Annotated in this window: 34 protein-coding genes; 26 read left to right on the top strand and 8 right to left on the bottom strand. The window is 69.4% G+C overall.

The genetic code is table 11. The features are described 5' to 3' along the window. From ACTIGN_RS21070 to ACTIGN_RS21055, 4 genes are read left to right on the top strand one after another with little or no spacing between them, the layout of a single operon-like run. Positions 1–498, top strand: a complete 498-nt coding sequence (locus ACTIGN_RS21070; protein ID WP_439626021.1) for a hypothetical protein — start codon at positions 1–3, stop codon at positions 496–498. Then, the gene (locus ACTIGN_RS21065; protein ID WP_439626019.1) at positions 495–725 is read left to right on the top strand and encodes a hypothetical protein; all 231 of its coding nucleotides are present in this window, start codon (positions 495–497) and stop codon (positions 723–725) included. Before ACTIGN_RS21070 ends, ACTIGN_RS21065 begins: the two co-directional genes overlap by 4 nt. Before the next feature lie 4 nt (positions 726–729). Further along, the gene (locus ACTIGN_RS21060; RefSeq protein WP_439627480.1) at positions 730–2409 is read left to right on the top strand and encodes a hypothetical protein; all 1680 of its coding nucleotides are present in this window, start codon (positions 730–732) and stop codon (positions 2407–2409) included. Positions 2410–2412: 3 nt separating this feature from the next. Further along, positions 2413–3435 (top strand): hypothetical protein, encoded by a 1023-nt coding sequence (locus ACTIGN_RS21055; RefSeq protein WP_439627478.1) that lies wholly within the window; start codon positions 2413–2415, stop codon positions 3433–3435. 38 nt (positions 3436–3473) lie between these two features. On the opposite strand, the gene ACTIGN_RS21050 is transcribed toward ACTIGN_RS21055, so the two are convergent. The 4 genes from ACTIGN_RS21050 to ACTIGN_RS21035 all read right to left on the bottom strand — a co-directional run bounded on the left by ACTIGN_RS21050 (position 3474) and on the right by ACTIGN_RS21035 (position 6299). Continuing rightward, a complete protein-coding gene (locus ACTIGN_RS21050) occupies positions 3474–3923 on the bottom strand; it encodes a hypothetical protein (RefSeq protein ID WP_439627476.1) in 450 nt (149 codons plus the stop codon). Positions 3924–4151: 228 nt separating this feature from the next. Continuing rightward, positions 4152–4496, bottom strand: coding sequence for a hypothetical protein (locus tag ACTIGN_RS21045; protein ID WP_439627474.1), 345 nt, complete (start codon positions 4494–4496; stop codon positions 4152–4154). Between the two features lie 157 nt (positions 4497–4653). Next, a complete protein-coding gene (locus tag ACTIGN_RS21040; protein ID WP_439627472.1) occupies positions 4654–5451 on the bottom strand; it encodes a DUF3037 domain-containing protein in 798 nt (265 codons plus the stop codon). Beyond that, positions 5448–6299, bottom strand: a complete 852-nt coding sequence (locus ACTIGN_RS21035) for a HipA family kinase (protein ID WP_439627470.1) — start codon at positions 6297–6299, stop codon at positions 5448–5450. Before ACTIGN_RS21035 ends, ACTIGN_RS21040 begins: the two co-directional genes overlap by 4 nt. A 141-nt stretch (positions 6300–6440) precedes the next feature. Between ACTIGN_RS21035 and ACTIGN_RS21030 the strand changes: the two genes are divergently transcribed. The 13 genes from ACTIGN_RS21030 (at position 6441) to ACTIGN_RS20970 (ending at position 18871) form a co-directional block, all read left to right on the top strand. Next, positions 6441–10280: a hypothetical protein gene (locus tag ACTIGN_RS21030; protein WP_439627468.1), complete on the top strand. Its 3840-nt coding sequence runs from the start codon at positions 6441–6443 to the stop codon at positions 10278–10280. Positions 10281–10287: 7 nt separating this feature from the next. Then, complete coding sequence (locus ACTIGN_RS21025) at positions 10288–10734, top strand: hypothetical protein (protein WP_439627466.1); 447 nt, start codon at positions 10288–10290, stop codon at positions 10732–10734. 79 nt (positions 10735–10813) lie between these two features. After that, complete coding sequence (locus tag ACTIGN_RS21020; RefSeq protein WP_439627464.1) at positions 10814–11509, top strand: hypothetical protein; 696 nt, start codon at positions 10814–10816, stop codon at positions 11507–11509. Next, positions 11509–11631 (top strand): hypothetical protein, encoded by a 123-nt coding sequence (locus ACTIGN_RS21015; protein ID WP_439627462.1) that lies wholly within the window; start codon positions 11509–11511, stop codon positions 11629–11631. Before ACTIGN_RS21020 ends, ACTIGN_RS21015 begins: the two co-directional genes overlap by 1 nt. After that, positions 11624–12853: a hypothetical protein gene (locus tag ACTIGN_RS21010; protein WP_439627460.1), complete on the top strand. Its 1230-nt coding sequence runs from the start codon at positions 11624–11626 to the stop codon at positions 12851–12853. The genes ACTIGN_RS21015 and ACTIGN_RS21010 overlap by 8 nt, the downstream gene beginning before the upstream one ends. Next, on the top strand, positions 12835–13521 hold the full coding sequence (locus tag ACTIGN_RS21005; RefSeq protein WP_439627458.1) for a hypothetical protein: 687 nt from the start codon (positions 12835–12837) through the stop codon (positions 13519–13521). The genes ACTIGN_RS21010 and ACTIGN_RS21005 overlap by 19 nt, the downstream gene beginning before the upstream one ends. A 99-nt stretch (positions 13522–13620) precedes the next feature. Next, the gene (locus tag ACTIGN_RS21000) at positions 13621–13944 is read left to right on the top strand and encodes a DUF6527 family protein (RefSeq protein WP_439627456.1); all 324 of its coding nucleotides are present in this window, start codon (positions 13621–13623) and stop codon (positions 13942–13944) included. Positions 13945–13958: 14 nt separating this feature from the next. Then, positions 13959–14432, top strand: coding sequence for a hypothetical protein (locus ACTIGN_RS20995; RefSeq protein ID WP_439627454.1), 474 nt, complete (start codon positions 13959–13961; stop codon positions 14430–14432). Positions 14433–14442: 10 nt separating this feature from the next. Continuing rightward, positions 14443–15120, top strand: coding sequence for a hypothetical protein (locus tag ACTIGN_RS20990; protein WP_439627453.1), 678 nt, complete (start codon positions 14443–14445; stop codon positions 15118–15120). Between the two features lie 527 nt (positions 15121–15647). Further along, complete coding sequence (locus ACTIGN_RS20985; RefSeq protein ID WP_439627451.1) at positions 15648–16508, top strand: hypothetical protein; 861 nt, start codon at positions 15648–15650, stop codon at positions 16506–16508. A 116-nt stretch (positions 16509–16624) separates the two neighbouring features. Beyond that, positions 16625–17038, top strand: coding sequence for a hypothetical protein (locus tag ACTIGN_RS20980; protein ID WP_439627449.1), 414 nt, complete (start codon positions 16625–16627; stop codon positions 17036–17038). A gap of 88 nt (positions 17039–17126) precedes the next feature. Then, positions 17127–17528 carry a hypothetical protein gene (locus ACTIGN_RS20975; protein ID WP_439627447.1) on the top strand — a complete coding sequence of 134 codons (402 nt, stop codon included), beginning with the start codon at positions 17127–17129 and terminating at the stop codon, positions 17526–17528. 299 nt (positions 17529–17827) lie between these two features. Beyond that, positions 17828–18871 (top strand): GNAT family N-acetyltransferase, encoded by a 1044-nt coding sequence (locus tag ACTIGN_RS20970; protein WP_439627445.1) that lies wholly within the window; start codon positions 17828–17830, stop codon positions 18869–18871. A 234-nt stretch (positions 18872–19105) separates the two neighbouring features. On the opposite strand, the gene ACTIGN_RS20965 is transcribed toward ACTIGN_RS20970, so the two are convergent. Continuing rightward, complete coding sequence (locus ACTIGN_RS20965) at positions 19106–19552, bottom strand: response regulator (protein ID WP_439627443.1); 447 nt, start codon at positions 19550–19552, stop codon at positions 19106–19108. Positions 19553–19763: 211 nt separating this feature from the next. Here ACTIGN_RS20965 and ACTIGN_RS20960 point away from each other — a divergent pair, with 211 nt between their 5' ends. Both ACTIGN_RS20960 and ACTIGN_RS20955 read left to right on the top strand, forming a co-directional pair. Next, positions 19764–20195 (top strand): hypothetical protein, encoded by a 432-nt coding sequence (locus ACTIGN_RS20960; protein WP_439627441.1) that lies wholly within the window; start codon positions 19764–19766, stop codon positions 20193–20195. A gap of 310 nt (positions 20196–20505) precedes the next feature. Beyond that, positions 20506–20856 (top strand): hypothetical protein, encoded by a 351-nt coding sequence (locus tag ACTIGN_RS20955; RefSeq protein WP_439627439.1) that lies wholly within the window; start codon positions 20506–20508, stop codon positions 20854–20856. Between the two features lie 66 nt (positions 20857–20922). On the opposite strand, the gene ACTIGN_RS20950 is transcribed toward ACTIGN_RS20955, so the two are convergent. Both ACTIGN_RS20950 and ACTIGN_RS20945 read right to left on the bottom strand, forming a co-directional pair. Continuing rightward, complete coding sequence (locus tag ACTIGN_RS20950) at positions 20923–21120, bottom strand: hypothetical protein (RefSeq protein ID WP_439627437.1); 198 nt, start codon at positions 21118–21120, stop codon at positions 20923–20925. Continuing rightward, positions 21120–21368 (bottom strand): helix-turn-helix domain-containing protein, encoded by a 249-nt coding sequence (locus ACTIGN_RS20945; protein ID WP_439627435.1) that lies wholly within the window; start codon positions 21366–21368, stop codon positions 21120–21122. Before ACTIGN_RS20945 ends, ACTIGN_RS20950 begins: the two co-directional genes overlap by 1 nt. Positions 21369–21520: 152 nt before the next feature. Here ACTIGN_RS20945 and ACTIGN_RS20940 point away from each other — a divergent pair, with 152 nt between their 5' ends. From ACTIGN_RS20940 to ACTIGN_RS20910, 7 genes are all read left to right on the top strand, one after another. After that, positions 21521–21733 carry a hypothetical protein gene (locus ACTIGN_RS20940; protein WP_439627433.1) on the top strand — a complete coding sequence of 71 codons (213 nt, stop codon included), beginning with the start codon at positions 21521–21523 and terminating at the stop codon, positions 21731–21733. Between the two features lie 150 nt (positions 21734–21883). After that, complete coding sequence (locus ACTIGN_RS20935) at positions 21884–22015, top strand: hypothetical protein (protein WP_439627431.1); 132 nt, start codon at positions 21884–21886, stop codon at positions 22013–22015. A gap of 45 nt (positions 22016–22060) precedes the next feature. Next, complete coding sequence (locus ACTIGN_RS20930; protein ID WP_439627429.1) at positions 22061–22456, top strand: hypothetical protein; 396 nt, start codon at positions 22061–22063, stop codon at positions 22454–22456. 56 nt (positions 22457–22512) lie between these two features. After that, positions 22513–22683, top strand: a complete 171-nt coding sequence (locus tag ACTIGN_RS20925; protein WP_439627427.1) for a hypothetical protein — start codon at positions 22513–22515, stop codon at positions 22681–22683. A 77-nt stretch (positions 22684–22760) separates the two neighbouring features. Further along, positions 22761–23105 carry a hypothetical protein gene (locus tag ACTIGN_RS20920; protein ID WP_439627425.1) on the top strand — a complete coding sequence of 115 codons (345 nt, stop codon included), beginning with the start codon at positions 22761–22763 and terminating at the stop codon, positions 23103–23105. Between the two features lie 60 nt (positions 23106–23165). Beyond that, positions 23166–23588, top strand: coding sequence for a hypothetical protein (locus ACTIGN_RS20915; RefSeq protein WP_439627423.1), 423 nt, complete (start codon positions 23166–23168; stop codon positions 23586–23588). Then, a complete protein-coding gene (locus ACTIGN_RS20910) occupies positions 23563–23784 on the top strand; it encodes a hypothetical protein (protein WP_439627421.1) in 222 nt (73 codons plus the stop codon). The genes ACTIGN_RS20915 and ACTIGN_RS20910 overlap by 26 nt, the downstream gene beginning before the upstream one ends. 1921 nt (positions 23785–25705) lie before the next feature. On the opposite strand, the gene ACTIGN_RS20905 is transcribed toward ACTIGN_RS20910, so the two are convergent. Continuing rightward, on the bottom strand, positions 25706–25975 hold the full coding sequence (locus tag ACTIGN_RS20905; protein WP_439627419.1) for a tyrosine-type recombinase/integrase: 270 nt from the start codon (positions 25973–25975) through the stop codon (positions 25706–25708). Positions 25976–26365 lie beyond the last annotated feature (390 nt).

Genomic DNA, 26365 nt, shown 5'->3' with positions numbered 1-26365 from the left:
TTGGACCTGGCCGAGCTGTTCAACGCCCCGACCGACCTGGAGTTCGAGGGCAAGACGTACCGCCTGCGGCAACTGTCGCAGGTCGAGCGCGCCGAGTACCAGCGGTGGCTCGAGAAGCGGGCCCTGGACGGCATCCTCGCCGAGACCGGCGTCCCCGAGGCGGTCCAGGACCGGATGCTCCGGGTGTACCAGCACGACAAGACCAAGGGCGTGTACGCCTGGGGCTCGGAGGTGTGCTGCGAGACGGTCACCGGCGAGGAGGGCCTGGCCAAGTTCCTCGCCATCCAGCTCCGGGACCAGGGCGTGGACCTCGAGACGGCCCGGCGGATGGCGCAGTTGGAACTGAAGCGGATCGTGCTGACCCTGTTCAAGCAGGAGACGACCGACCCAAAACTCGTCGAGGCGGCCGAGAGGCTGCTCGGGTTGGCTGGTGCCAATTCCTCGTCCGCCTCGCCGGTCCCAGCGTCGGAGCCGACCCCGAGCAGCTCGGGCGGATGAGCGACGAGCAGATCCTCGCGTGGTACGACCACAAGCGGGACGAGAACAACGACCCGGTGCTCCAGAACGCCCCCCCGGCCTCGCCGAACTTCCGCGAGCTGCACCGGCGGAAGTGCTACCTGCTCGGGGTGACCGAGCCCGAGGACGTCGAGCGGGACTGGAGGGCCGAGCAGCAGCGGCTCGCCGAGCGGCGGGCGGCTCAGAAGAAGAAGCGGCGAAAGAGGTGACCCCGTGCCCGAGGCGACCGACCCGGCCCCGACCGCCCCGGGGCGCGACGACAAGGCGATCGCCGACGCCCTGCTCATCATGGCGCGGATCGTCGACAAGCTCGCCGCCAGGTCCGACCGGCCCGCCCGCGCGGCCGCGGCCCCGAGCGCTCCCGCGGCCCCGAGCGACCCCGAGTCGCGCATCACGTCGATTGCCCGCTCGATCCTCGCCGCCACTCTCACCGGCCTTCCCCGGCTCCTCACCCGCGGCCTCGTGGGCGACGGTGTGCCCCGGGACCAGGAGGAGCGCCAGGCGAAGCTCAAGGAGCTGCAGGAGCAGCGCCGCGCCCGGACCGAGGACGCCCAGCTCCGGGGCCGCGGGGGTGCCGCCGGGGCCGGGGGCGCGGTCGCGTCGATGATGGCCGCCCGGTTCTCGGCGGCGCTCGGGCCGCTCGCCATCTTCGCGCAGACCCTCCAGACCACGTCGAGCGGCATGGGGGTGCTGCAGAAGAGCGTGTCGATCCTCGCGGCCGTCTTCGCACCGCTCATCCTCCCGGTCGCCATCGCGCTGGCCGCCGCGCTCCTGGAGTTCGCCGACAAACTCGACGGCGAGCTGAAGCCGGCGTTCGACGAGTGGACCCGGTACATCCTGAACGACGTGCTGCCCGCCATGCGGCAGTTCATGGACGCCCTCATCGACATCGTGAAGTGGGTCAAGGGCGTGGTCGGGTACGCCAAAGAGAAGACCGACAAGGCCGCCGACGTGGTCATCGAGAAGGCCGGGCTCGACAAGATCACCAACCCGGAAGTCGAGAGGATGAAGCTGTTCGAGAAGCAGTACCGGGAGGAGGCGAAGCGCGGGGTCACCGAGGACACGGTCCGCGCCCGCATGACCGATAAGGCCGCGACGAACCCCTTCCTGAAGACGGACGAGGAGCGGGAGAAGTTCGTCGACTGGCACGTCGCCCGGTTCCGCAACGGGTCCGACCAGGCCGACGTGGAGCGCCGCGGGGAGCGGGTCGCGGGCCTCAAGGACGAGATCAAGAAGGGGCTCACCGAGGCCGCGTACCTCGACCGCGAGCGCAGCGCCGGGGTGCCCGAGCGGCTCATGGGGGTGCGGGCCCAGGACTACCAGGCGGCCAAGAAGAGCGCGTTCGACGGCGACCCCGAGGTCGCGGCCCTGGCCGACCGCATCAAGGGCGGGCTCACCCGGGCCGCGTACGGCGAAGAGCTGAAGGCCAAGGGCCTGACCGGGATCGGGGGCACGGCTAGCGCGACCGAGAAGCAGCGGCTCAACGACCGGTTCGACGCGGCCAGCGAGCGGGCCAAGGCCCCGCCGGCCCCGCCCGGCGGGTGGGGCATCTTCGCCGCCGCCATCGCCAACGCCGGCGGCGGTGCGGGGGTGGGCGCGGGTGCGGCACCCAAGGCGAGCGGAGGAAGCGGTGTGAGCGCGTTCGGGCGGGACGCGCTCGGGGACGTGGTGAAGTCGCTGCGGCTGTCGATCGGCCCGAAGGCCACCATGAGCGGGCTGGAGAGCGTGGGCCGCAACGCCCAGCTCGCGGCCCTCAACAGCGACCCCCTCGACCGCACCCTCGAGCAGCTCCAACTGAGCGCCCTGGAGCGGATCGAGAAGACCCTGAGCGAGCGGCTGCCGCGGGGGGGGCCGGTGGCCCCGGCCGCTCCCGTTTTCGGCGAGAGGAGGTGACCCATGCCGGTTAATCCCGACGGCACCCTTCGCCCCTACGACGCGGACGAGATCGCCGCGTGGCACCTGGGCACCCGCGGCATCGACGACGGGAACAACCCGGAGGAGTTCTACTCCCCCGACGGGAATGGATGCACTCGCCGGTGGCTGTGCGACTGGAACGACCGGTTCGACGTCATCAAGCACCTCGTCGGCCAAACGGTAAAGTGGCTCGACACGAGCGGCGGCGACCCCGTCGCTAAGCTCAGCCGCCTCAAACCGCAGACGCACCCCACTTACGACCAGTGGTGGTGCAGCAAAGCAAACGTCACCGGGCACAAGTTCATCGAGGACGACGTGTCAGCGGGCGAGGGAAACCGGAGCCCGCGGTGGGACGCGGCCGAGATCACCGCGCAGTACGAACAGGTGCCGATGCGGTTCGTGCCCGATGACGAACTGGACTCGGAGATACAGCGATACGTGACCGAGCCCGGTCACATCCAGGCCGAGGTGACGACCGCCGCCCAGTACACGACGATGCCGGGCGGCATCATGAAGTTCAAGACCTCGGACGGGAGCCCGCCGCACAACACCCCGGTGCCCTACAACATCGGCTACACCGACTGCGAGGGGAAGTTCTCGGCCATCTGGCGGCGGATTCCCGAGGACCAATTCAAACCGGACTCGCCGCTCTTCAAGCGGGTGTACGGCGACCCCGACGTCGGCACCCGGCCGTGGATCGGCTCGACGAACTCGACGGTGCTATTCGGCCGCGGAATCGGGACGTGTCTACTGGAGGGCGTCGAACCGAAGTTGCAGCCCGACCCCATCGGGTCGGGGTACTCGTGGGATCTCAAGTGGGTCTGGTTCTACAAGCCCCAGACGCACTACAAACTGCGGTACTGGGCCACGTCCGGCGCAATCGAGAACGGGTACTACGAGGTGGCGAAGCCCGACGCGCCGTACACCGCCATCGAGGATCTGGGCGACGACGACTCGCTGTTCCACCTGCGGGACCACACCGACGGTCTGTTCAAGGTGAGCTAAATACCTCCCGCCAAATGCGGAAGTGATGGACGATTCCTTCAGGTGTCGTACTCGCCACTGGTCCACGGCGACCAGAAGCACATGTAATTGCCCGGCTGAACGACCACCGACCAGTCCTCGCCCGGCTCGTCCGGCGGCTGCGGGATGAACCCGAACTCCACCCCGAACGCCTCTACCCGGAACGGGGCCACCTTGACCTTGCCGAACTTCACCGGCCCGAGCGACTCCAGCATCGCTGCCCGGCGGGCGCGGGCGGCGTCCTCGTCCAACGCGGCCCGCGTCCCCAGGTCCTCAATCCGCACGCCTGCCAGCGCGCCCGCCTTGTCGAACAGGTACAGCGCCAGGAACTCCCGTCCGGGTTCGCCGCCGGTGGCCGGGACGAACGGGTTGGTCAGGAAAAACTGCCGCCCGTCGGCCGCCCGCCCGACGTACCGGGCGGCGTACTCGTCAGGGGCGAGCGTAACTGTCTTCGGGGGACCTTTGGCCATTCGGGAGCCTCATACGGCCTCTCTCGGACTGGTTGAGGCTACTGGGGCGACCGGCCTGAGTTGACGGGTTTCGATGTTCGCCACCGCCTTGAAATCATTGATGATGCGGCAACTACATACCCGTCAATTCAGGCCGGTCGCCCCACTACCTATCATCCGCCGACGTTGCGGGTACCGCAACGGGACTCCGCCAGCCAGGACGACACTTCTCCATTTGGCGGGAGGTATTTAGTCCTTCTTCGACGGGTCTTTCAACTTGCAGCGAAACTTCCGAGGGCCGCCGACGGTGTTGATCTCGGTTTCAACAATCCAGGTGCCGCCCTTCGCGGCGATCTCGCTGCCATCCTCGGCACCGGCAAACCCCGGTTCGCTGCCGTTGATTCGCCAGTATGTCTTGCCCTTCACTTCTTCCAGAAAGCCTTTCGTTTCCTTGGGGTCAAGGAACATCTTTTGAGCCGCGATCCACCGCCGAATGCTGATGGCCTCCTTCTCCGCCTTCTTCTCTTGTGCTTCCGCTTCCGCCGCAACCATGATCGCCCCCAGACTGAGGACCGCCAACGACAACGCCCGCATGGGGTGAACCCTCACGCGGGCGGTTGACTGCGGGGACTCGCCGGCCCGCGCGGCGGCCCCTCAGAGACGATTCGGTGGGGAGTATGCGCGATTTGAGGGCCGGGCGAAAGGTGTACGGGTGCGCGCCACCCTAAGGCGGCCCGTGAGAGGTGTGGTGCTAGACCCGGTCCACGGGGAGCGGCTTCGCGTTCTTGCGGATCGTGTCGAACAGCTTCTCCAGGTCGTCGGCCGTGTACAAGGTGGCCTGGTCGCCGATGAGGCGGCGGACGCTGCCCTCCAGCTCGTGGTCGTCGCGGGGGAACTCCCCGACAACGATCAGCTCCTGATTGGCCTCGTGGATCAGTTTCCCTTCGAGCTTGAAGCGCCCCGCGCTGTTCAACAAGCTGACCGGCCCCTCGTCCCGGAACGTGGCCGTCTGAATCAGGTTGAACTTCCCGTTCTGGTACCCGAACGGGACCTTGATGCTCGAGCCGATCAGCGGGAGCTGAACCGGGATCTCCCGGGCGATGCGGCCCTCGAACTCCGGCTTCGAGAACTCCGCCTCGAGCCGCCCCCGGACGCCGCGGTACCGCACCACCGGCGGCGACTTGCTCTCCACGAGCTTGTCGAACAGCTCGTCCATCGTTCGGGCCGGTGACTCGATCGCCACGGGGCGCGGCGGGGTGATGAGCAGGTCGTTGGCCTCCCGCGCGATGAACTGCTTCAGGTCGGCGACGCCCGCGAACGACTTGGCGGCCGCCCTGAAGCGGGCCTCGACGCCGGCGCACAGCCGCTCGAAGTGCCGCGGCGAGACGGTCGCCCTGCCGAACACGGTACGGGCCCGCCGGTACCCGTTGACCGTGCGGACCCGGGCCAGTGCCGGGTCCGCGCTGTACAGGATGAGGCCGATGTTGACGGCCTCGAGACGACCGACGTCGGGGCAGTACTGGATCAGGGAGTAGTAGCCGATGCTCATGTGCCTGGTCCCCCGGGCGGCCGGATGTCAAACAGATCGGCCGGCGGAAGGTTCGAGTCGATGATGCTCCTCAGAATTCGTGCCCGATCGACGAGCAGGTCCTCGAGGGCGGTCCTCGCGGCGTCGCAATCGAGCCAGGGCCGAGGCGTCCCGGCCACGATAGCGTGGATCTGGGGCCTCGTTATCAATTGTACGGCATCCGCGAGCAGCAGGGCGTCCCTTCGCTGTGCCCTGCCGTGGAACTCTTCGAACAGCCCGTACAGCGTGCGGTCCCCGGTCGCCGAGCGGATCGTGTGGGGCGTCAGGTCGCCCTGGCACTTGAAGCAGCACCCGTGATCCATCGCGACGAGGCGGAACTGGTCGCCGCTCACGCCCTCGCGCGACAGGAACACGTTGCTCGTGTTCCGCCTGCGGCCCCGCCCTTCCAGGGCGGGGCGAAAGCGGTCGCAGTTCAGCGTCCAGGTGTCGAACGCCACGAGCCGGCCGAGGTCGCCGGGGTTGACGAGCGCCTTGAGGTCGGCCGCGGTGCCCGGCCACGGCATGCCGTCCATCGCTCGGGTGATGAACGCCGGGCCGGCCTGGTGACAGGCCCCGCCCGCGAGCTCGATCGGGGCCGCCGCCGGCAGGTCGATGACCGCGTAATCGAGCGTCGGCAGGCCGAGGAGGTGCGCCAACTGGGTGCCGATGTACTCGCTGGCGAGGTCGTGGGGCGAGGTCTTGTCGGACAGGACCTTGAGGTAGCCCTCGCCGGCGTCGGTGTCAACGACCAGGGGGAGCGAGTACGTGCCGAGGCTCCGCTTGTGGCCTTTAACTCTCGTGGGGTTCCACTGCGGCGGGCCGGGTGGCATGGGCGGGACAACCTTGGGCGGTGACGATCACGAACCGGCCGGCCCGCGTCGCACCGACATTAGAATGCGCACGCGCTGTATCGGCAAGCGGGCTCCACAGGCAACCGGCGGGCAGGCAACCCCGGCGGCCACCGTCACGGGATGCCACCCCTTCCCGCCGCACCCCAGTTCACGACCGCCCCGCCCGAGGGCCGGTTCCTCGTCCGGGTCACCGCGGTCATCGCCGGCACGCCCAAGACCTACGAGTTCGAGGAGTGGTGGGCCACCAGCGCCACCGACGGCGAGCCCGCAGGCACCGGTGCGTGGGAGGCCAAGGTCGGCGGGCGCATCGGCGGGGCCGACAACCCCGGCGTGGCCCTCCCCGCGGCCGCCGGCACCGAGGTCACGCTCGCGGTCGGCGACTTCGCGTGGTGCCGCAGTGCCGACGGGAATGCGGGCCTCACCTTCGAGCTGGTGCCGGTCAGCTCGGGCGGGTCCGGTGCCGCGGGGTTCTTCGCGCGGCTCACCACGAGCAGCTCGGGCAAGTGGAAGTGGGTGGCGGTCGCGCTCACCAGCGGCGGGACGTGGGCGGACGACGGGTCGGAGTCGGCAACGTTCAACGCGGTGCCGAGCACCGTGGACGGCACCAACTTCGCGAACCCGGCCGCCACGCTGCGGGTGTGGATGTGGCCGAGCAAGCAGGCCGGGCTCTATGAGTTCGAGCCCTACGGGTACGCGGCGAGCGGGCTCCCGGGGTTGGTGAGCAAGGACGACCAGACCATCAGCGGTCGTAAGACGCTCGAACGGTCGCTCCAGGTGAACTCGTCGGGCAACGCGACCGGCATCAGTGCCGGGTTCGGACGGACCTCGTTCTTCCGGGTGAACGGGCAGACCTTCTCAAGCACGACCCCCAACCTGATCGAAGTCCAGGAGTTCACCGGCGGCGGCCAAGGCGCGATCTACCTGTTCCAGGACGCATACACCGAGGGACCGTCCGGCGGCTTCCAGCCGGCTCACGCGGGCTACACCGCGTACGTCGGCGGGTCGGTCTTCTGCTGCGCACGAGCCCTCAGCAGCGGCGACTTCCGGGAGTACGTCGCGGACGGGCTCACGGTGTACAGTGGGGCGGCCGGGAACAGCGGCCTGTCGGCATACGGCGTGTACACGGCCGGCGTGAACCCGCTCGGGAACACGGGCTCGGGCAACGTGTGGATGTCGATCTACGACAAGGTGTACACCAACAACAACACGACTGGCGCGGGGTTCTCCCGATCGGTTTCCGCGAGCCACATGCTCGTCGCCGACTTCACCAGCGGCGCGAAGATCTATGACACGTTCTGCGGCTACCCCTTCGGCATCGCGTTCGGGCAGACCTACCGCTACGCGGCGGCGGGGTTCGCGATCTCCCGGTTCAGCGGGATCGATGCCCGCACCCCGGTGACATACGTGGACGGAGCGTCGGGCACCTCGGGCGGCGGCGACACGGTCGAAGGCGGCCTCATCACGGCACTGGGCACCGGGACGCCCGGCCCCACCGGGCCGGCGGGTCCAGCCGGCCCGGCCGGGGCCACGGGTGCCACTGGCCCGGCGGGTGCGGACGGTGCCGATGGGACTGATGGGGCGGACGGCGCCGCCGCCACGATCGCCGTGGGTGCCGTGACCACCGTGGACCCCGGCGACCCGGCCACCGTGGTGAACGTCGGCACGTCGGCCGCGGCCGTCTTCGACTTCGAGATCCCGCAGGGCGAAACGGGTGCCACCGGCGCGACGGGGGTGACGGGGGCCACCGGCCCGGCCGGAGCGGATGGGGCGGACGGTGCCGACGGGGCCGCGGCGACCATCGCCGTCGGCACGGTCACCGACGTGCCCCATGGCGACCCCGCGACGGTGACCAACTCGGGCACCAGCTCGGCGGCCGTGTTCGACTTCGAGATCCCGGCCGGCCCGCAGGGCGACCCGGGGGCCGATGGGGCCGACGGCGCGGACGGGGACGACGGGGCCAGCGCGTACGAGGTCGCGGTCACGGAGGGGTTCGTCGGGGACGAGGCGGCCTGGCTCGCGTCGCTCGTCGGCCCGACCGGACCCACGGGCGCGACGGGGGCCACGGGCGCCACCGGCGCGACCGGCCCGCAGGGGCCGCAGGGCGACCCCGGGCCGACCGGCCCCACGGGGGCAACAGGAGCGACGGGAGCCACCGGGGCCACGGGGGCCACCGGACCGACCGGCCCCGCGGGTGCGGACGGGGCCGACGGGGCTGACGGGGCTGACGGGGCTGACGGAGCGGCCGCCACGATTGCGGTCGGCACGGTGGCCACCGGGACCGCGGGCAGCTCGGCCAGCGTCACCAACGCCGGCACCAGCTCGGCCGCCGTGTTCAACTTCACGATCCCCCGCGGCGACACGGGGGCGCCCGGGGCCGCAGGCGCCGCGGGGGCCACCGGCGCGACGGGTGCCACCGGGGCGGCCGGGCCGAACACGGTCACGAGCGCGACGACCACGGACCTCACCGGTTACCTGAAGGGCAACGGCGCGAACGTCTCGGCGTCCACCACGGTCCCGGCCGCCGACGTCACCGGCCTGGCGGCGGTCGCGACGTCCGGCAGCGCGGCCGACCTGTCCACGGGCGCGCTGCCGGCGGCCCGGATGCCGGCCCTCACCGGCGACGTGACCACCGCGGCCGGGGCGGTCGCGACCACGATCGCCAACGACGCGGTGACCTACGCGAAGCTGCAGAACGTGTCGGCCACGGACAAGTTGCTCGGGCGGGCGTCGTCCGGGGCCGGGGACGTGGAGGAGATCGCCTGCACCGCGGCCGGGCGGGCGCTGCTCGACGACGCCGACGCCACCGCCCAGCGCACCACGCTCGGCCTGGGCACGCTCGCGACGCAGAGCGGCACGTTCAGCGGCACGCACTCGGGCACCAGCTCGGGGACGAACACCGGCGACCAGACATTGAACTCGCTGCTGCCGACGCAGACGGGCAACAGCGGCAAGGTGCTCCAGACCGACGGGAGCAACACGAGCTGGGTGTTAGGTGGCGGCGGGGGCGGCGGCGGGGCGTTCGGCGACGGCAGTGACGGAGCGGTCACGTTCAACGGCTCGTCCACCGTGCTGGGGCTGGTGCCGTCCGCCAACGTCTACACCCTGACGAACGACCTCTTCGTCACGGACATGACGGTCGCCTCCGGGGTCACGATCAGACCGGACGGGTATCGCATCTTCGGGACCGGCACCCTCACGAACAACGGTGCAATCAGCAACAACGGGGGGAGCGGCCAGAGCGGGGGAGTAGGGGTCACCGCTGCCAAGGGGTTAAGGGTACAAGGGAGTAGAACAAACTACTGGGGTTCCAGTCTGGAATCCCGCGACGGCAGAGACGGAGTTTTAAGGAATGCAGGGGCTACCTCAGCGGCTGGTCAAGCCGCAGACACCGTATCATCCACGGCAAACATTGCCGCAGCCAGTGCCAGTGGTGCGGGCGGAACGGCGGTTACCGCGACGGGTTCGGGCACGGGCGGTGCCGGTGGTACATCAGGAACCGCCCCTATTGCATCCACGGGATACCCACGATTCGCACCCGTTGCAGTAACCGGGATCAAGACGTTCGCGGGAACTTCTCTCGCTTGGTGTTGTGCCGGTTCGGGCGGTGGTTCAGGCGGGGTCTCTTTCACGGGGACAGTCACGGCCGTGTCGTCGGGGGCTAGTGGTGCGGGCGGCGGGTTCGTTTTCCTCTCGTTCCGGGCCATCATCAACAACGGGACCATCTCGGCCGACGGTGGAAACGGCGGGAACGGCTTTGTGAGCGGGGCGTCGGCTAACGCTGGTGCGGGTGGCGGCGGCGGTGGGAATGGTGGCGGGGTAGTGTGCCTCTACGGATCGTACACCGGCACTCTACCCACGGCAAACGGCGGCGTCGGCGGCACCGGAGCAACGGCTGGCACGGGGACGGCGGGGAGCGGCGGCAACGGGCAAGCGGGTCGAGTGTTTTTAATCCCAGCGTGAGGTCCACATGGCGGCAACCATCGAACGGGTGGCGGACGCGCTCCGCGCCCAGGGCTACACGGTCCACCACATCAGCATGAAGGCGGACGGGTCCGGGGCCAACGGGCTCACGTTCCCGGACGGCACGCCCCTGGACAGCCAGGCCGCAGCCCTGGAGTACCTCGCGACGGCGTTCGACTGGTCCGACCAGGGCGAGCAGGACTGGGAGAAGGCCCGCACCACCGAGGCCGCCGTCGCCATCGTCCTCACCGGCCAGGACGCGCAGACCCGGGCCACCCGGGCGGCGTGCGTCGCGCTGATGGTCTCGCTCCAGGAGTGCCGGGCGAAGGTCAACGAGCTGGTCGCCGCGGCGCAGGCCGGCGACGCGTCCGCGGTCCAGCCGCTGGCGACCGGCGACAGCATCGCCGACGCCTTCGCGCAGGTCGCGGCGCTGCTCGGGTCCGGGGCCGTGTGACATCCCCGGGCCCGCCGCGGACAGACAACCCCGTCTCCCAAACTCGCATGGTTCCGCCCGCTCACCCGAGGGCCGCACCATGCGTCTCGCGTCCGCCCTGCTCCTGTGCGGCCTCGTCGCCCACGCCGTTGCCGCGGCCCCGCCCGCGGTGGTCGAGGTGCCGCGCGGCGACCCGGCGAAGTGGGCCGAGGTCCGGGCCGAGCGGGGCCGCATCCTGCGACTGTCGGCCGAGCCCGCGTCCAAGTGGCTGCTCATCGACGACGCCGCGGCCGACCTGTTCCCGGCCGACGGCGGCAAGATCGCCGACTTCGCGACCCCCACCGACGGCCGGTACAAGCTCGTCGTCACGGCCCCCGACGGGAGCGCGGCGCGGGTCGTGGTCGTCGTCGGCGACGGGCCCGCCCCCGACAAGAAGCCGGCCGACCCCCTCGTTGCCCGCCTGAGGGCCGCCTACGACGCCGACCCCGAGCGGGACCTGGCCAAGCGGCAGGCCCACGCCAAGGACCTGGCCGCGGTGTACGGCGTGGTCGCCAAGGCCGCGCGGAACCCGGACCTCGGGACCGCCAAGGCGTTCATCGCGTTCGCCAAAGAGTCCGCGACCAAGATGGTCGACCTGGACGCCCCCGATGGGGTGCGGAACCTCGCCGGCGTGCGGGACGTGGTCGCCAAGGATCTGGCCGCGATCTTCCCGGGCGACGGCCCCCTCACCGACGACCAGCGGCGGGCCGCCGCCGAGTTGTTCACCAAGCTCGCGGCCGCCCTGGAGGCGTTCTGATGGACCCCGAGGCCCGGACCGCGGCCGCCTTGGAGCGGATCGCCCGGTTCTTCGACATCGCACTGGGCGCCCTGATCGGCTCCGCCCTCCACGCCGTGTACCTGAGGTGCTTCTGTGGCTGACCCGAAGCCGTCCCGGCTCCGCTCGCTCGTCACCGGCTCGGCGTCCGCCGGCCTCAAGTACCTCGCGGCCACGGCCGCGGGTGTGCTCGTCGGCGTCGTGTTCGGGATCACCCCGCAGAAAGTGATCGAGACACGGGTGGTCGAGGTCGCCGCGCTGGTGGCCCCGCCCGCCGACCCGGCCGTCACGACCGGCTGGACCCCGGACGCCGAGGCCAACGAGCTCGAGCTCGCGGCCGCGCGGTTCAAGTCGTTCGCGGACACCCCGGCCGGCCAGATCGTCATGGGCGACCTGCCGAAGGAGGTGTTCCTCTGGAAGGCGGTCGAGAAGCTCACCGGCCGACCGACCCCCCTGAAGGACCAGAACCCGACCGGGGCGTGCGTCGGGTTCGGCACGGACACCGCCGTCGAGCGGACCGAGGCCACCGAGATCCTGGCCCGCGGCGGCGACCCGAGCGAGTTCACGTTCTTCAGCGAGGAAGTCGCCTACGCCGGCGCGAAGGTCCAGGGGTTCCGGTCCCTCGGGGGCTCGGTGAGCCGGTCTGACGGGGCCACCGACGTCGGCGCGGCCGCCTGGGTCACCAAGGTCGGCGGGATGGTCCCCAAGGGCAAGTACGGCAAGTGGGACCTGACCGAGTACGACCCGGCCCGCGCCCGCTCGTGGAACGTGTCCGGGGTGCCGGCCGAGCTGGTCGAGGTGGCCAAGAAGTACCCGGTCAAGGACTCGGTCCGAGTCCTCAACTGGAACCAGTGCAAGCAGGCCCTCGCGAGCGGGTACGCGGTCGCGGGGTGCGCCCTGTGGAAGTACGGCCGCACGCGGGACGCGAACGGGGTCGCCCAGGACCTCGGGGCGGGGATCGGGGCGTGGAACCACTGCATGTGCATCGACGGGTACTACGCCGCCCCGGACGGCCGCGAGTTCGGGCACGTCGAGAACTCGTGGAGCAACCTGCCCGACGACCGCGGCCGGCGGACCGGCCAGCCGTACCACACCGGCCCCGTCGGCTGGGGCAACCCGTCCACCGCCGGGTTCTGGGCGACCGCCGAGAGCCTGGACCGGGCGCTCCGCCAGGGCGGCAGCCGGGCGTACTCCGGCGTCACCGGGTTCCCCGCCCGGCGCAACCTGTGGGACCTGTTCATCGCGGCCCCGCGCCGCACCGACCCGTTCGCCCGGTTCACCCTGATCGCCCCTGTGAAGGAGACCCCATGCGGACTCGCGTTCTGACCCTCGCCGCGCTCGTGCTGCTCGCCCCCGTGCTGTCCGCCGATGACCACGGCGACCGGGGCCGCCGGGCGCGGGCCGCGGTCGCCGCCGCGAAGGCGATGGCCCCGACCGCTGCCGCCGCTGACGCCCCCGGCGTCGCCGCGGTCGCCCCGGCCCCGCGGCCGGTCGTACCGAAGGGCTACGCCCTGGGCCGCAAGGAGAGCCTGCTCGACAACGCGCCGCTCGTCGTCTACGTCACGTGCGACGGGCCGAAGGTCGAGGGGGCCGTGACCTGCTTCGTGCCGGCGCCGACGTTCGGCGACGTGACCGGGCCGGCCGTCGTGGTCGGGTACCCGGCCGGCGACCGGATGATAATCGAGAAGCGGCTGCCCAAGGACGCGCCGCACGAGGCGGTCAAGAGGGCCGTTGAGAACGCGGCCAAGAAGATCGAGGGGCCGGCCGCCAAGCAGATGCCGCCGGCCCCGCTGGACCTGCAGATCCGCAAGGGCGGGTGCGGCGACGGCTGCGCCTGCACGGCGGGTGATTGCCCCGCGAAGTGCCCGGTGGCCTCTCCGGTCGCGGCGGCCCCCGCCGTTCCGCCGACGCCCGTGATCGTCGGGTACACGCTGACCAAGGTTTGCAACGGCAACGGGACGTGCCGACTCGTCCGGACGCCGATCTACCGCTGAACACCCCGGCCCGGCGCACCTCCGACGTCACCCGCGGAGGGAGAGCGCGGGGAGAGTCGCTCGCCAGCCGGATGCCCGGGGCCAAACGCGAGACCCGCCATGACGACCATCGACCCGAAGCGGACCGTGCCCGCGACCCGCACCGGCGAGGCCTGGCCCGAGGGCGAGCACGCCGCACCCGGGGCGGTCTTCATCGACACCGAGGGGACGTACCGGGACCACCTCCTGTTCGCGTGCCCCGGGTGCGGCCGCATGGGCAGCATCGGGGCCGACAAGCAGAAGCACGCGAACGGGCCGAGCTGGCAGATCGTGAGCGGCGAGTTGGTCGAGCCCGAGACGCTGACCCTGAGCCCCTCGATCAACTGCGTCGGCTGTTGCGGCTGGCACGGGTTCCTGACGGCCGGGGTGTTCAAGAGTTGCTAGCGGGGACCCTCGCCGTGTACACGCTCCTCGTCGCGCTACTGATCGGTCCCGACGTCGCTCGCCTCGGGAGCGACTCCTACGGCCGGCGCGAGTGCGCCGAGCAGCGGCTCCGGGCGCTCGGCCCGCTGGCGTGGGCCGCGCTGCTGGACGCGGAGCGGTCCGCCGACCCCGAGGTCCGGCACCGGGCCGCCCGGCTGCTCGCCCCGTACCGCGCGTTCCGCCTCGACCTCGAGGCCGCGGGGGTGCTGTGCGACCCGTGGCCGATGTCGCCGGGGAAGGCCGCCGGGTTCCACCTGGACGAGTGCCTCCGCCGCCGGGTGCACCGGCTGGCGACCGCGGCCGGGTGCCACAGCCACGCCCACCTGCTCCCCGAGAACACGCCGGACACGTTCTGGAGCCAGTGGCCCGCGGTGCAGTACAGCGGATGGGCTCTGGAGTCGTGCCGGAAACAACTCGGCCACCCCGCACCGGGCTGGCCCTTCAAGTGAGGAACCGACCGTGGAACCGAAGACGATCAACACCGCCGGCAACAAGACCGTGACCGACCTCCCGGCCGCCCCGGCCCCGCCCGCTCCCGCGGCAAGGGGGGCGTGGCTCAAGGAGCAGTTCACGAAACTCCCCGAGTGGGCGAAGGCGATCGGCATCCTCGCCCTGCTCGCGTTCTTCCTGTACACCCGCGCGACGAAGCAGGACGCGCCGCCCGTCGTGGTCAACGTGCCGGCCCCGGCCGCGGTCGGTACCGTCCAGGGCGCGACCCCGGTCGCGGACGTCGGCCTGGTCGAGGGGCTCCTACCCCGCGGCGAGTTGCGGAAGCGGATCGCGCTGCGGTTCGCGCGGAACGGGGCCGTCGAGCGGGCCGTGCGGGACGGCATCCCGGGGCCGGACGGCAAGGTCCGGAAGCTTACCCGCGAGCAGGCCGAGGCCGCGGTCGCCGGGGTGTCCGACGACCTGATCGTCGGTGCGGCCGCCGAGGTCGGTGCGCCGTTCGGCGAGGGCGGCCGGCTCGAGGCGTTCCTGAGTTGGCTGTGGGAGCACCGCGAGCAGATCATCAAGCTGATCCTGTCGCTCCTCGCGCTCTTCGGCGAGCCGACGGCGATCGAGATCCAGGAGCTGCCGGACGGTACGGGACTGGTCACCGCGTGGTACGACTGGGGGAGCGTTGTCCGCGTGCTGTGACAAGGTGTTGAGCGGCTCGGCGAGGCGGCCCCGGGGGTTCCCGGGGCCGCGTCCTTTCAACCGACATCGCTCACCGGCCCAGCGGCCCGCCACACTCCGGGCATGGCGTTCCGCGCCCTCATCATCGGTGGCCCCAGGGAGCACGCACTATGCAATCGCCTCGCGGCAACCGGTGCCTGTGCTTGGACGTTTGGTATCTCGATCCCCTTGGTGACGCACCGTTGTGCGGTGCCGGGGTGCTATCACCCCGGCACCGGAGGTGCATAGTTCCAGTACCTCAAACGTCTTCTTCAGCCCGTATCGGAATTCAGCCCGTGATTCAGCTCCGGGCCGAGTTCCTTTTCATCAGAAGAGAACACGGCCAGTTTCGCACCGCAAACGCCGCGATGCTCCGGAACGCGCCTTCTCCCGCACTGGTGCGGCGTTAGAAAGGAGCGTTCGCGGTGAGTCCCTCACATCTCTCACTGCGTCGCCCGAGCGTCCGGTCGCGAGGACCGGCACATTTCCTGCCCGGATGAGGAGCGATCATGAAGCAGCGAGCGGTGGTGCGCAAGTGCGCCTTGCGCCTGGAGTCCCTGAGCGACCGGGTCGTGCCAGCCTGCACCTGGACGGAAGTGAACGGAGTCGTGACGATCACCGGAGACTCCGGTGCCAACGTGGTCCGCATCGCGGACGAGGGGAGCACGCTCACCATCACGTGCGATGGCGAAGCGGTCCCCCTCAGCGGCGACCCGGTGACGGACGTCGTGGTGGCCCTCGGCTCGGGCAACGACGACGTGAGCCTCACCTTCAACGGCGCGTTCGCCGGGGCGCGGGTGTACGACGTGAGCCTGGCCAACGGCCACGACACGTTCAGCGCCCTGATGCAAGACGGGACGGACCCGGACACGGGCGACCCGGTGGCCTCCTCGCTGGCCGACGGGGCGGGGCTCGGCATCACGGTGCGCGGCATGAACGGGCACGACTCGCTCAACTTCGACGCCGCGGGCACCGACGTCGGCGCCGGCGCGACGCTGTCGGTGGTGTTGGCTGGTGGCAACGGCAAGGACAACCTGGACTTCGCCTACGGCGGCGTCGTGTTGGGCGACCTGGCGCTGTCGGCCGGCGGCGGCAACGGCAACGACAAGGTCTCCGGCCGGGCGACCTTCGACGCGACCAGCACCGGCACCGCGGACCTCGACGTGAGGGGCGGCAACGGCAAGGACACGCTGGCGCTGCTCGTAACCGACAACTCGGGCGACGACGGCGACCCGGCCACCGAGGACCCCAGCGCCCTGGCCGGCCTGACGACCACGGCCGACGGCGGCCACGGGCCGGACTGGGTGGACGCGACCGGCAACGTCGTCGTGTCGGGCGCCCGCCCGCGACCTGGCGTCCCGAACCGGTGAGTCAACAAAGGTGCTAACAGTACAGCGCGGGTTCCTCTCGAGCTGATTGTGTAAACTGGTCGGGGGACGGCGCCGTCCCAGCGGAGGGTGTTGGAGCGGGCGATGTCCCGCTGCCCATGCCCCGGGCGGCCCAGTCGCCCGCACCGGCGGGGAGGGCCGCGGAGAGGGCCGGCCCGTCCGTGACGTTCGAGGAGGCGTTGCGGGACCAGATCGAGGGGCGGCCCGATACGATCCGCAGCCGCCGTGTGCTGGCCGTGCTCGACATGGAGCCGAGCGCCCGGCGGGACCGCATCCTCGGCCGCATGGAGCGGCACGCGGCCGCCCACCTGGAGCTGAAGGGCGAGCCCGGCAAGATCGACTGGGGCGCGGTGGACTGGGCCAAGGTGTTCGACCTGGTGATGAAGATCCTCGCCGCGATCCTGCCGTTCCTGCTGATGGCGGACGCCGGGTTCCCGCTCGACCTGCTGCTCGCCCTGATGGGCATCCCGTGCTGTGAACTGCGGTTAACGGACGCCCTCAGAAAGGCGTAGTTGCACCCCGCCCGCGGATCGGGGAAGATGCACCGCTGGGACGCGCAACACGTGTTAGGGGCAAGGTCGGCGGCCGACGGAGGCGAGCGTGCTGGTCGATAGCCTCGTGTACCGGCACCCCGACCCCGACGTGGAAGGCTTCGTCGAGCCGGCGGAGTTGCTGCAACGTGTCGCGGACCGGTTCCCGCTGACCGTCATAGACCACGAACGCGCCGACCGGATGGTCCGCGAGCAGGCCGGCCAGTTGGCAACGTACATGTCCCGGGCCGACACCATCGTCACCAACCACCTCGCGATGCTGGGCCGTGTCGCCTACGTGACGGTCCGAGGGGACGGGCTGCAGGTCGGCTTCTTCCTGTTCCCCCGCCCGACCATCATCGACTTCGAGTACGAGCCGCCGGAGAATCGGGCCGCCTGTCGGTCGCTTATCGAGGCGGTGGCGGAGGCGTTGCCGGAATACCACCTCGTGTCGGAAGAGCTGGAGGACTGATCGCCGCTCAGCGAACGTAGGGGCGTCGTGGGGTTCCCATACCCGCACTACGATGCCGAGCTCGGGTGCGGCGTCGCCGCCATTGGCGTGCTGGCGGCCGTCGCGTTCCCGGTGGCGCGTTGGCTGCCCCCGTGGGCCGGCATCCCTCTCGCGGCCGTTCCGCTGGTCCTGCTCGTCGCGTGGTGCGGGTGGACGTGGTACCGAGTTCGCCGAGGAGGGCGATGCCGCTCGTCGCCCGGTTGGCCGCTGCAAACTTGCACCCGATGCCACGCTAATCCGTTCTGCCCGGAGTGCCCCGGATGGTGACGATCCGCCCCGCGTCGGAAGGCGACCTGCCCGGCCTCATCGAGATGGCCCGGCGGTCATGGCTGAGCGGCTTCACCGCCGCCCCTCCTCAATTCGTCTCAGACTGGCTGGCGCGGGACTTCGAGCGCGCCTGGTACACGCGGTACTGGCCCGACATGTCCGTGGCCGAGGAAGACGGCGTTCTGCTCGGGGTCGTCCAGCCGATGCGCGACGAGGTCAACGGGCTGTGGGTGGAGCCGGCGGCCCAGGGGCGGGGCGTGGGCACCCTTCTTCTCCGGCATGCAGAGGGGTACATCGCGGCCGCGCACGGGCGGTCGTGGCTGACGTGTTCGGCGTTCAACCCGCGGGGCTGCCGGTTCTACCTCGCACGGGGATACAGGGAAGTCGGGCGGCAGCCGAAGGAGCGGGCCGGAGGGGTGGTGGAGGAGATGCGGACCTACGAGCGCCGCCTGACCGGTCGCACGACTCCACTCCAGAAGCTTGAAGGGCACGAAGTGGAAGAGCCTTCCTGCACGATCCGTCGCGCCGTCCCGGATGACGCTGCTCCGCTCGCGGGGTTGGCCGCCCGCACGTTCCGCGAGACGTTCGAGGCGGACAACCGACCGGAGGACATCGCCGAGCATCTGGCCGCGTCGTACGGAACTGCCCAGCAGCTCGCCGAGATCACGTCGCCCGAGATCGTCACGCTCCTCGCCACCTGCGACGGCCTCGCCGCCTTCGCGCAGTTGCGGCGCGGCAAAGCACCGCCCTGCGTTACCTCGACCGAAACGGCCGAGCTGTGGCGGTTTTACGTGGACAGGGGCTGGCACGGCCGGGGCATCGCCAAGCGCCTGATGCAGGCGGTGCTTGAAGAAGCATCCGCATCGGGGGCAACGACGGTCTGGCTGGGCGTGTGGGAACGGAACCCGCGTGCGATCGCGTTCTACCGCAAGCTCGGCTTCGAGGACGTCGGCGCACACGAGTTCCGCCTCGGGACCGACGTGCAGACAGATCGGATCATGGTGCGGAACCTGGAAGTGGCCCCGAAGTGGCGGTGAGCCGCTGAGATGAAAAAGGCGTGGGGCTGTCACAGACCACGCCACCCAATCCCGTTGCGCGACACTTGAGGGGCGCACAGAATCCCGCAGCACTTCGCGGGAGGCACTTCGATTTTAACCGACATCGCCCGCCGGCCCCGCCCGTCACACTCCGGGCATGGCCTTCAGGATCCTCGTCATCGGCGGCCCCCACCGCGTCGAGTACTCGAGACTCCGGACCGCCCCCAGGCGTCGTCACGCGGGTTCCTGACGCCGGGCGGCGAACTTCCGGGCCGCGGCGAGGACTTGCACCAGGAGGTCCGGCTCGACCGGCTTGTGGAAGTGCACGTCGATCCCCGCCGCCTCCGACCGCTCCCGGTCCGCGCTCCTCCCGTACCCGCTCAGCGCGACCAGCAGCAGCCGCGAGCCGCCCGGGGCCAGCTCGCGGAGCCGGCGGGCCAGCTCCCACCCGTCCATCCCAGGCATGCCGATGTCGAGGACCACCGCGTCGGGCCGGGCCGCGGCGACCGCCTCGAGCGCGGTCGGGGCGTCGCGGGCCAGCCGCACCGCGAACCCCTCCAACTCGAGGACCATGCCGAGGGTCACGCGGGTGTCCTCGTTGTCGTCCACCACGAGCACGGACACCGGGCCGCCGCCGGCCGGGCCGGCGGCCCCTGAACTCGCCTCGGTGCCGTGCCCCATGTGTCGCCCCCCCCCCACACGCCGGAACCAGTTTCGGTGCTGTGTCAGCGTAGGGCGGGCCGCGCCGGTCGCAAGGCGACGGTGCCAGAGCGGGCCGGGCGCACGACCGACCCGCGGTCGTTGTGTAACGTTCGGGTAACCCTCCTTGCCTCCCGGGGCCGCGGCGTGCTAACGTTCCTACTCGTTGTGACCCACGTCAGGAGGACCGCCCGTGACCGCCCGCCGCACCGGGGCCGCCTCGGCCGCCGCCCTGCTCGCCCTCGGCCTCGCCCTCGCCGCCCTGGGGGTCGACGCGTCCCTGGGGGCCGACGCCCGGGACGAGGTCCGCCGGCACGAGGCCGACGCCTCGGCCCTCGAGGCCCAGCGGGTCCGCGCGCTCCGGGAGGGCGAGGCGTCCGGCCGGGCGGCCGCGCGGGTGATCGCCGGGACGCTGCCACTCGCCGGGGCGGTGGACGAGCTGGAGCCGCTCCTCCGCCAGCGGACCGGGTTCGAGTGCGCGTGGACCGACGAGCCGTTCCCGACGTTCCGGCACCGGGTCGCCCGGTACGTCGTGATTCGCGTGGCCGCCGAACTGAAGCACGACCCGGACCGGCGGGCCGCGGTCCTCGCCCGGCTCGACGCCGAGTACGCGACCCTGCGGTGAGCCTTTAGCCGGGAGCGATTTGACACGGGCGGCCGCAGGGGTATACGATTCAGGCGGAGCCCTTGGCTCGACCCGGCTGCTTTGGGCAACAGACCGGGGCGGGGCCAGGGTTCCAACACAACGGCGGGGGCGGGGGGTGTTACGCCCCCCGCCCCCGTTCGTTTGAACACGGCACGTGGGGGACGGGTAGCGTGTGGGATGCCCCAATCGTCCGGCACCGGTAAGGGAAATCCCGACTAACGCGGGCATGCATTTCGCAGAACCACGACCCGCCCCGCCCGGACCCTCCCCATTTCCCAGAGGTGCGGTCATGAACCGGTCCGAGTTGGTGCCGCTCGGGTGGCAGCTCCTCAGGCAGGCCGACAACCTGTGCCGGCTCTACCCCGACCGGTTGCTGATGTGGTCCGCCGTCGTGAGCGACCCGCCGGCGAGCAACGCATTGGGCAACGCATTGGGCGACCCCCTGGCCGACGACCTCCGCGCCGCGCTCGTGCGACTGCGGGACGAGATGCTGCTCGTGCAAAGTTCCCGCGCGCCCGAGTTGGACGCACTTCGGAAGGAGATGTCCCACGCGGCGCGGCTGTGCAACCGGACCGAGAGCGCCACCGGGGGCGAGGCCCGGTGCCGGTGCCTGCGTTGCCACTCCTTGCGTGCCACGTAGGTTCCCGCGGCCCGCACCGTACTCCCGGTACCGAAGTCATATCGTCCCTACGATATCCGGCCCCTGTCAGGTGGGGGCGATGTCCCCACCTGCACCGTCGTCGGCCGGGTACAGCACGGCGAGCAAGCCGTTGATCTCCGAATCCAACTCAGGCGGCACGTCGTCCCCGACCGCGAGCAGTTCGTCCCGGACGCGGACGAGTCGCTTCAGCCGCAGTTCCAGCAGCCGGCGCACTGCCTTGGGATCGGTCGGTCCCGTGCCCATCACTTCTTCCCGGTCGGCGTCGCCGGCTCGTGCAACCACACCTTCAGGTCGAGGGCGACCACCAGGGCGGACGCTACGCGCAGGGACGGGGCGCGGACCTCGCGCTCGACCGCGCTGACAGTGTTCGCGCTCACCCCGGCCTCCTCGCCGAGTTTCGCGCACGACCACCCCCGCGACTCGCGGGCCGCCTTGACCATCTCCGCGAACCCGGGGACCACGTCCCGGCCGGTCTGTTCGGTGCTTCCCATGCCTACACCCTACTCCGCACAAGCCGTGCCGTCAAGCGGACTAGGGGTGGTTATGAGAAACGAAAAATCCATGCGGAGTAGTGTTGTCAGGAATGCGGTGTAGTGCACGATACCAGTGTGACGCGAACGGGGCACCTGACACGGAGACGACGATGGAAACGCTGACGCTGACCGAAGCCAACCCGATCGACACGCTGGTGAACGTGGCTACGGCCTTCCGGACCTGGGACGAGATGCGGGCCGCGATGATGACCGGCTACGCCCCGACGATCCACCAGGAGAGCCGCCGTAAACGGCTGCTCACGAAGGTGGTGCGGGCCGGTGGGTTCCGGGTTTACCTGGGCGGCGGGAAGTGGGCCAGGTGATCGGCCGGGGCAGGACCGCCCCACACCGCGGGGTGGGGCGGTCCGAGACTTCAGGCCGGACATGAACCAGAAATTCCGTGCGGAGTAGTGTTGACTACTGTGCGGAGTAGTGTATAGTGTAGGTGTAAGGACGAACGAGGGGAACGCGAGATGTTCGGGTACCTGACGATGACGGTTTGCGGGCTGGTTCAGATGGCCCTCGGCAACGTGGTGACCGGCTCCGTGTTCCTGGCCGGGGCCGGGCTGTGGGCCGCGACGAGCGGGACCGGCGACGACGAGTGACCCCGAGGCCCCGCGACCCGAACAACACCCGACCCGGAGAGACAGATGATCGCGACCACCCTGACGAACAGCGAACTCCTGGCGGCCGCCCTGGCCGCCGACCCGACCGACGCGGGGGCCGCCGCGGCCTTCACCGACGCGGTCGTCGAGGACGCCGGGGCGGGGGCCGGGTTCCTCGGCTACCACCCGGAGATGGGCGAGGCCAAGCCGGTCGCGCACATCGAGGCGAGCCTCTCGCACTACGGCCGGCACTACTTCCTCTCGACGCCGCTGACGCTGAAGGGCCGGGGGATCGAACCCCTGGGGGTGCTCACCGCGGCCCGCCTCGTGGGCGGCGAGAAGAACCGCCGGTGCGGGTGGAAGGAGTACAAGGTGACGCTCAAGGCGATGGAGAAGCTACAGGCGGCGTACCGCATCTCCTCCGAGATGCTCCTGGACTGAACCACACCCGGGCCGGGCGAAGGTGCCCGGCCCCGACGCGAACCGAGGGGACGACGATGAGACGCCTGAGCGACGGGGAGCGTGAGATCCTCCGCGAGCAGAACCTGGAAGCCTGCGACGACGAGGTGGGCGATCCCGCCGAGGAGCCGGCCCCGGTGGACCCGGAGCGGGTGGTGGTACAAGACGAGCCGCCGCCGGCGCCGAACGGGGACGAGATCCCCTGGTGAGAACGAGTGCGGGCCGGGCGGTGCTACCAACACCGCCCGGCCCACTTCCCCAAACCTACGTGAATAGGAGTGAGGCGATGACACTGTACACCGAAGTCCTCCCGGACACCAAGAGCGTGAAGCACCGGGGGTTCAAGTTCTACAAGTTCGACGCGCCGGAGACGCCGGCCGCCGGGACGCTGCTAATCGAGTCGCCGACCCGCCAGGCCGAGTACCTGGTCGAGGAGTTCCCCGCGGGTTGGCAGGGCCGCGGGTTCCAGCTCAGCAAGATCAGCGGGGGGACGGACGCGGACGAGACGGGCTACAGCGTGTTCTGCGACCCCAAGGGCCGCTGCTCGTGTGAGTGCAAGGGTTTCGTGCGGCACGGGCACTGCCGGCACGCCGAGGCCGTGGCGAGCTGCGTGAAGGAAGGCTGGCTGTGAGGCGAGATCCGGCCCGGTGAGCGCTCCCCGGGCCTTTACCCCGAACCGAGGATGCAACCGGTGGCGAAGTCGCGCAACAGCAAGCTCTGCAAGATCGGCGACACCCTCAAGGTGGACGTGAACACCGGCGAGGCGGTCCCGGTCGAGGGCGGCGGGTTCCGCATGCCCCCCGGCCCGCCCGGGACGTGCGAGTGGTGCTGCGTCGCGCACCAGCCCGACCAGCCGCACAACCAGCAGTCGCTGCCGTACCAGATGCGGTTCCACGCGATCAACAAGCGGTGGCCGACCTGGACCGACGCGATGGCCCACTGCTCGGCCGAGGTCAAGGCAGTGTGGCGGGCGCACCTGGTGGAGATGATGCGGGCGAACGGGATGGAAGTCCCGCCCGACCTGCGCGACGACTGGCCCGACACACCCGGGCCGGCACCCGCCGGCCCTTCACCTGGAGGACGATACCGTGAACCCCTTTCTTTGGTTGCGTAGGAAGGCCGCCGAGGCCGTGGCGCTGGGCGTGGCCGACGGCATGCGGGCCGTGAACCCCGACGGCGAGGAGCCCCCGACCGACCTGGACGCGCTCCGGCAGCTCGTCGCTGCGGGCGCGGACGCGAAGGCGATCACCGCAGGGGCGGTCGAGGTCGAGCCGGACCCCGAGCCGGTGGCGAAGCGGAAGGCGAAGTGAGCAGCGGGAGCGCAGAAAGCCCGTAAGGAATCCGTAAGGGATTCCGTGACTTGGCGTGTGACGCTTCGATCTGCTGTAAATTCAAGGCGACCGACCGTTAAATTCAGGTTCTAGCGCTCGCAAGGGCGTGGAGGTTCAAGTCCTCTCCTCGGCACTATTTAACAACCCCTGGCAAATGCCGGGGGTTGTTCGTTTTCCCTTAGGATTCCTAGCGTTTCACACGCCTGCCAACGCTTAGGCGGTCACCATAATTTAGTCGGACGAGGTTACCAGGACAAGGGGTTTCGGTGACCTCGGTTGAGGCGGAGCAAGAATCGGCCCGGAATCGCGTCGGGACGCCAAAGGGGAACTCTGCCCCAGAGTAGGGGCGTTCGGCCCGGAGCGGCGATTTGGTGCGATCTGGGGCTTACTAGCGGTCGCCATCACACAAGGCGATGAGCAGGGCGGGTCGTGGCGTGAAACCGCTCAACATTTTTTGATCGTTTGATAATCAATTGAAAACTACGCGGGGGGAAACGGCGGAGGCGGTGCCGTCTTGCGGGTGCGGGTCTGAACATTCGTGGCCGTACCCCCGACTTACTTGTTTGTCGGCCCGTGGGTGCGAGGACGGCAGCCCCGCCGTCTCGGACGAGCGGGGTTGAACATTGGACGGGTAGCCTCGTCCTAGCGGGGCCAAGGGAATCCCCCTGGCCACCAACACTCAGCAGGCCGGCCGCCAGTTGACACGAACCGGAACCGTGCGTCGCCAGTCGCAACGAGGCAGGTGAGGGCGGGAACAAGAATGGTACGCCGGATGTTGTTCCCGAATGAACGGTAGAGGTCGCGGCGGGATATGCCCGGGTGCGACCTGATGTATGACATGGCACGCGACGCGACCTCGGACAGTAGTTCGGGCGATGCCTTGATGTTGTTACGATATGTTGTGTTCATGCTTCATTCGCTTTGGCGGCGAACATTTGTTTTGCATTGGCCCATAGCCGATCTCTTGACGCGGATAGAAACCCGCGTGAACAAATCGTAAGCCGCTTCCCGCGACCACAATACGACTCAGGTATATCAATTGTTTCGCCGACCATATCCTTAGTAACATAGCGTGCCGTCGCAAACGGTTCGCGAACCGGGTCAACATAGACACGAATCGCCTTCTCTATAATGTTGCTTATGCTCTTGTGGATCGCGTCACATGTCAGACTTGCGATTGACAAACTGTGAATGTGGAAGTTGCCCTCCTTGCCTATCTCGCATAGTTGCCAGTGTTGGTAGGCCGGGTCGCGATATCGCAGGCAAGCGTTCACCGCACGCATCCAGCGTGACAAGTCTTGACGCTTGGGCCAATCGCCACCGAATGATACGGTCGTGAAGAATGTCGGCGGCTTGGTCTGGAATGACTGAGCGAGTATGTTGTGTTCCCTCATTGACCAGTGCCTACGGCAATTGGTGTTGCGGCAGGTCAGTCGGTAGCAGGGGCTGTGCTCAGCGTCAGGGTTTTGCCGTCTTCGCCAGTTGTATTGTGAGCAATGAGTAGGCGATTTTGAGCCGCTTCTAGTCGGCTGATCTAGTCCACATTCGCTGTTGTCCCTACGGGGCGAAGCACACACTTGGTGAGGGTCGCTATCGCTAGGGCGGCGACCCTCACAGGTGACCGATATCGCATTTTTAGGGAGTGGTTCTTGAGTGACTGATTCTGCAAAGTTGCCTATACTCTGTTCATGTGGGATTTGGCCGCTCGGGAAACTGGCGTTGTAATCACTGTTGTAATCACTGAAATGAGGGATATAATACATGTGCAATCTTCCGTGGTTGGTGGATTCGCTAAGTGACGGAATCGGGGTGGTAGCCGATGTCGTCTAGTTTAAATAGTCGGTCTAGTAATTGAAACGCCCCGCAAGATGCGGGGCGTTTTTTTTGTTGCTGTCACTGGTCAAGGTCGGACTTTGCCGAGAGCGTCAATCAACGCTCGGGATTGACTGGTCAGATGTGAATAATGCTTGTGAAGCATCGTAGTATCGGAGTGGCCCAGTAATGCCGCAACCTGAGCGTCGGGAAGTCCTCTGGTCAACGCGACCGTAGCGAAGGTGTGACGGTAGCCATACAAACTGACCGGGCGTGCCTTGGCCCGGCGACAAAGCCGCGACATCTTTGCCGCGACCGCACGGGGCGTCAGGCGTTGGCCAGCTTGACCTCGGAACAACAGGTTCGGACCTCATTCGCTCGGCGGGTCGCGGTTGCCAGGGCTTCACCCCGCAAGAGCAGGGATCGGTCTTTGCCTTTGTGTGCGGTCTTGTGGTTCGGCAAGGGAACCACTGCGGCCCCGTTGACCGCGTGAGCCGACCGCACCTGTTCGGCGGTTAGACCGGTAATCTCGGCGGGTCTTACTCCCGTGTGCCAGAGCAGGGTGAGGAGGTCTACCCACTCGGGATCGGCGTGACCCAGTAACCGCTTGTGTTCGTCGTCGCTGATGACGGACTTGGAGCCGCGAGACGCCTTTGGGGGCTTGCGGACGCCTTCCACAGGCGACATAGGGATTAGGCTCTGTCTGGTGAATCTGTAACCGGGGCAAGTTTCCGGAGATAGCGCTGTA

Source organism: Gemmata sp. (assembly GCF_051859125.1).
Classification (GTDB): domain Bacteria; phylum Planctomycetota; class Planctomycetia; order Gemmatales; family Gemmataceae; genus Gemmata.
The sequence above is the reverse complement of the archived record's forward strand: the minus strand, read 5'-3'. Positions and strand labels throughout refer to the sequence as shown.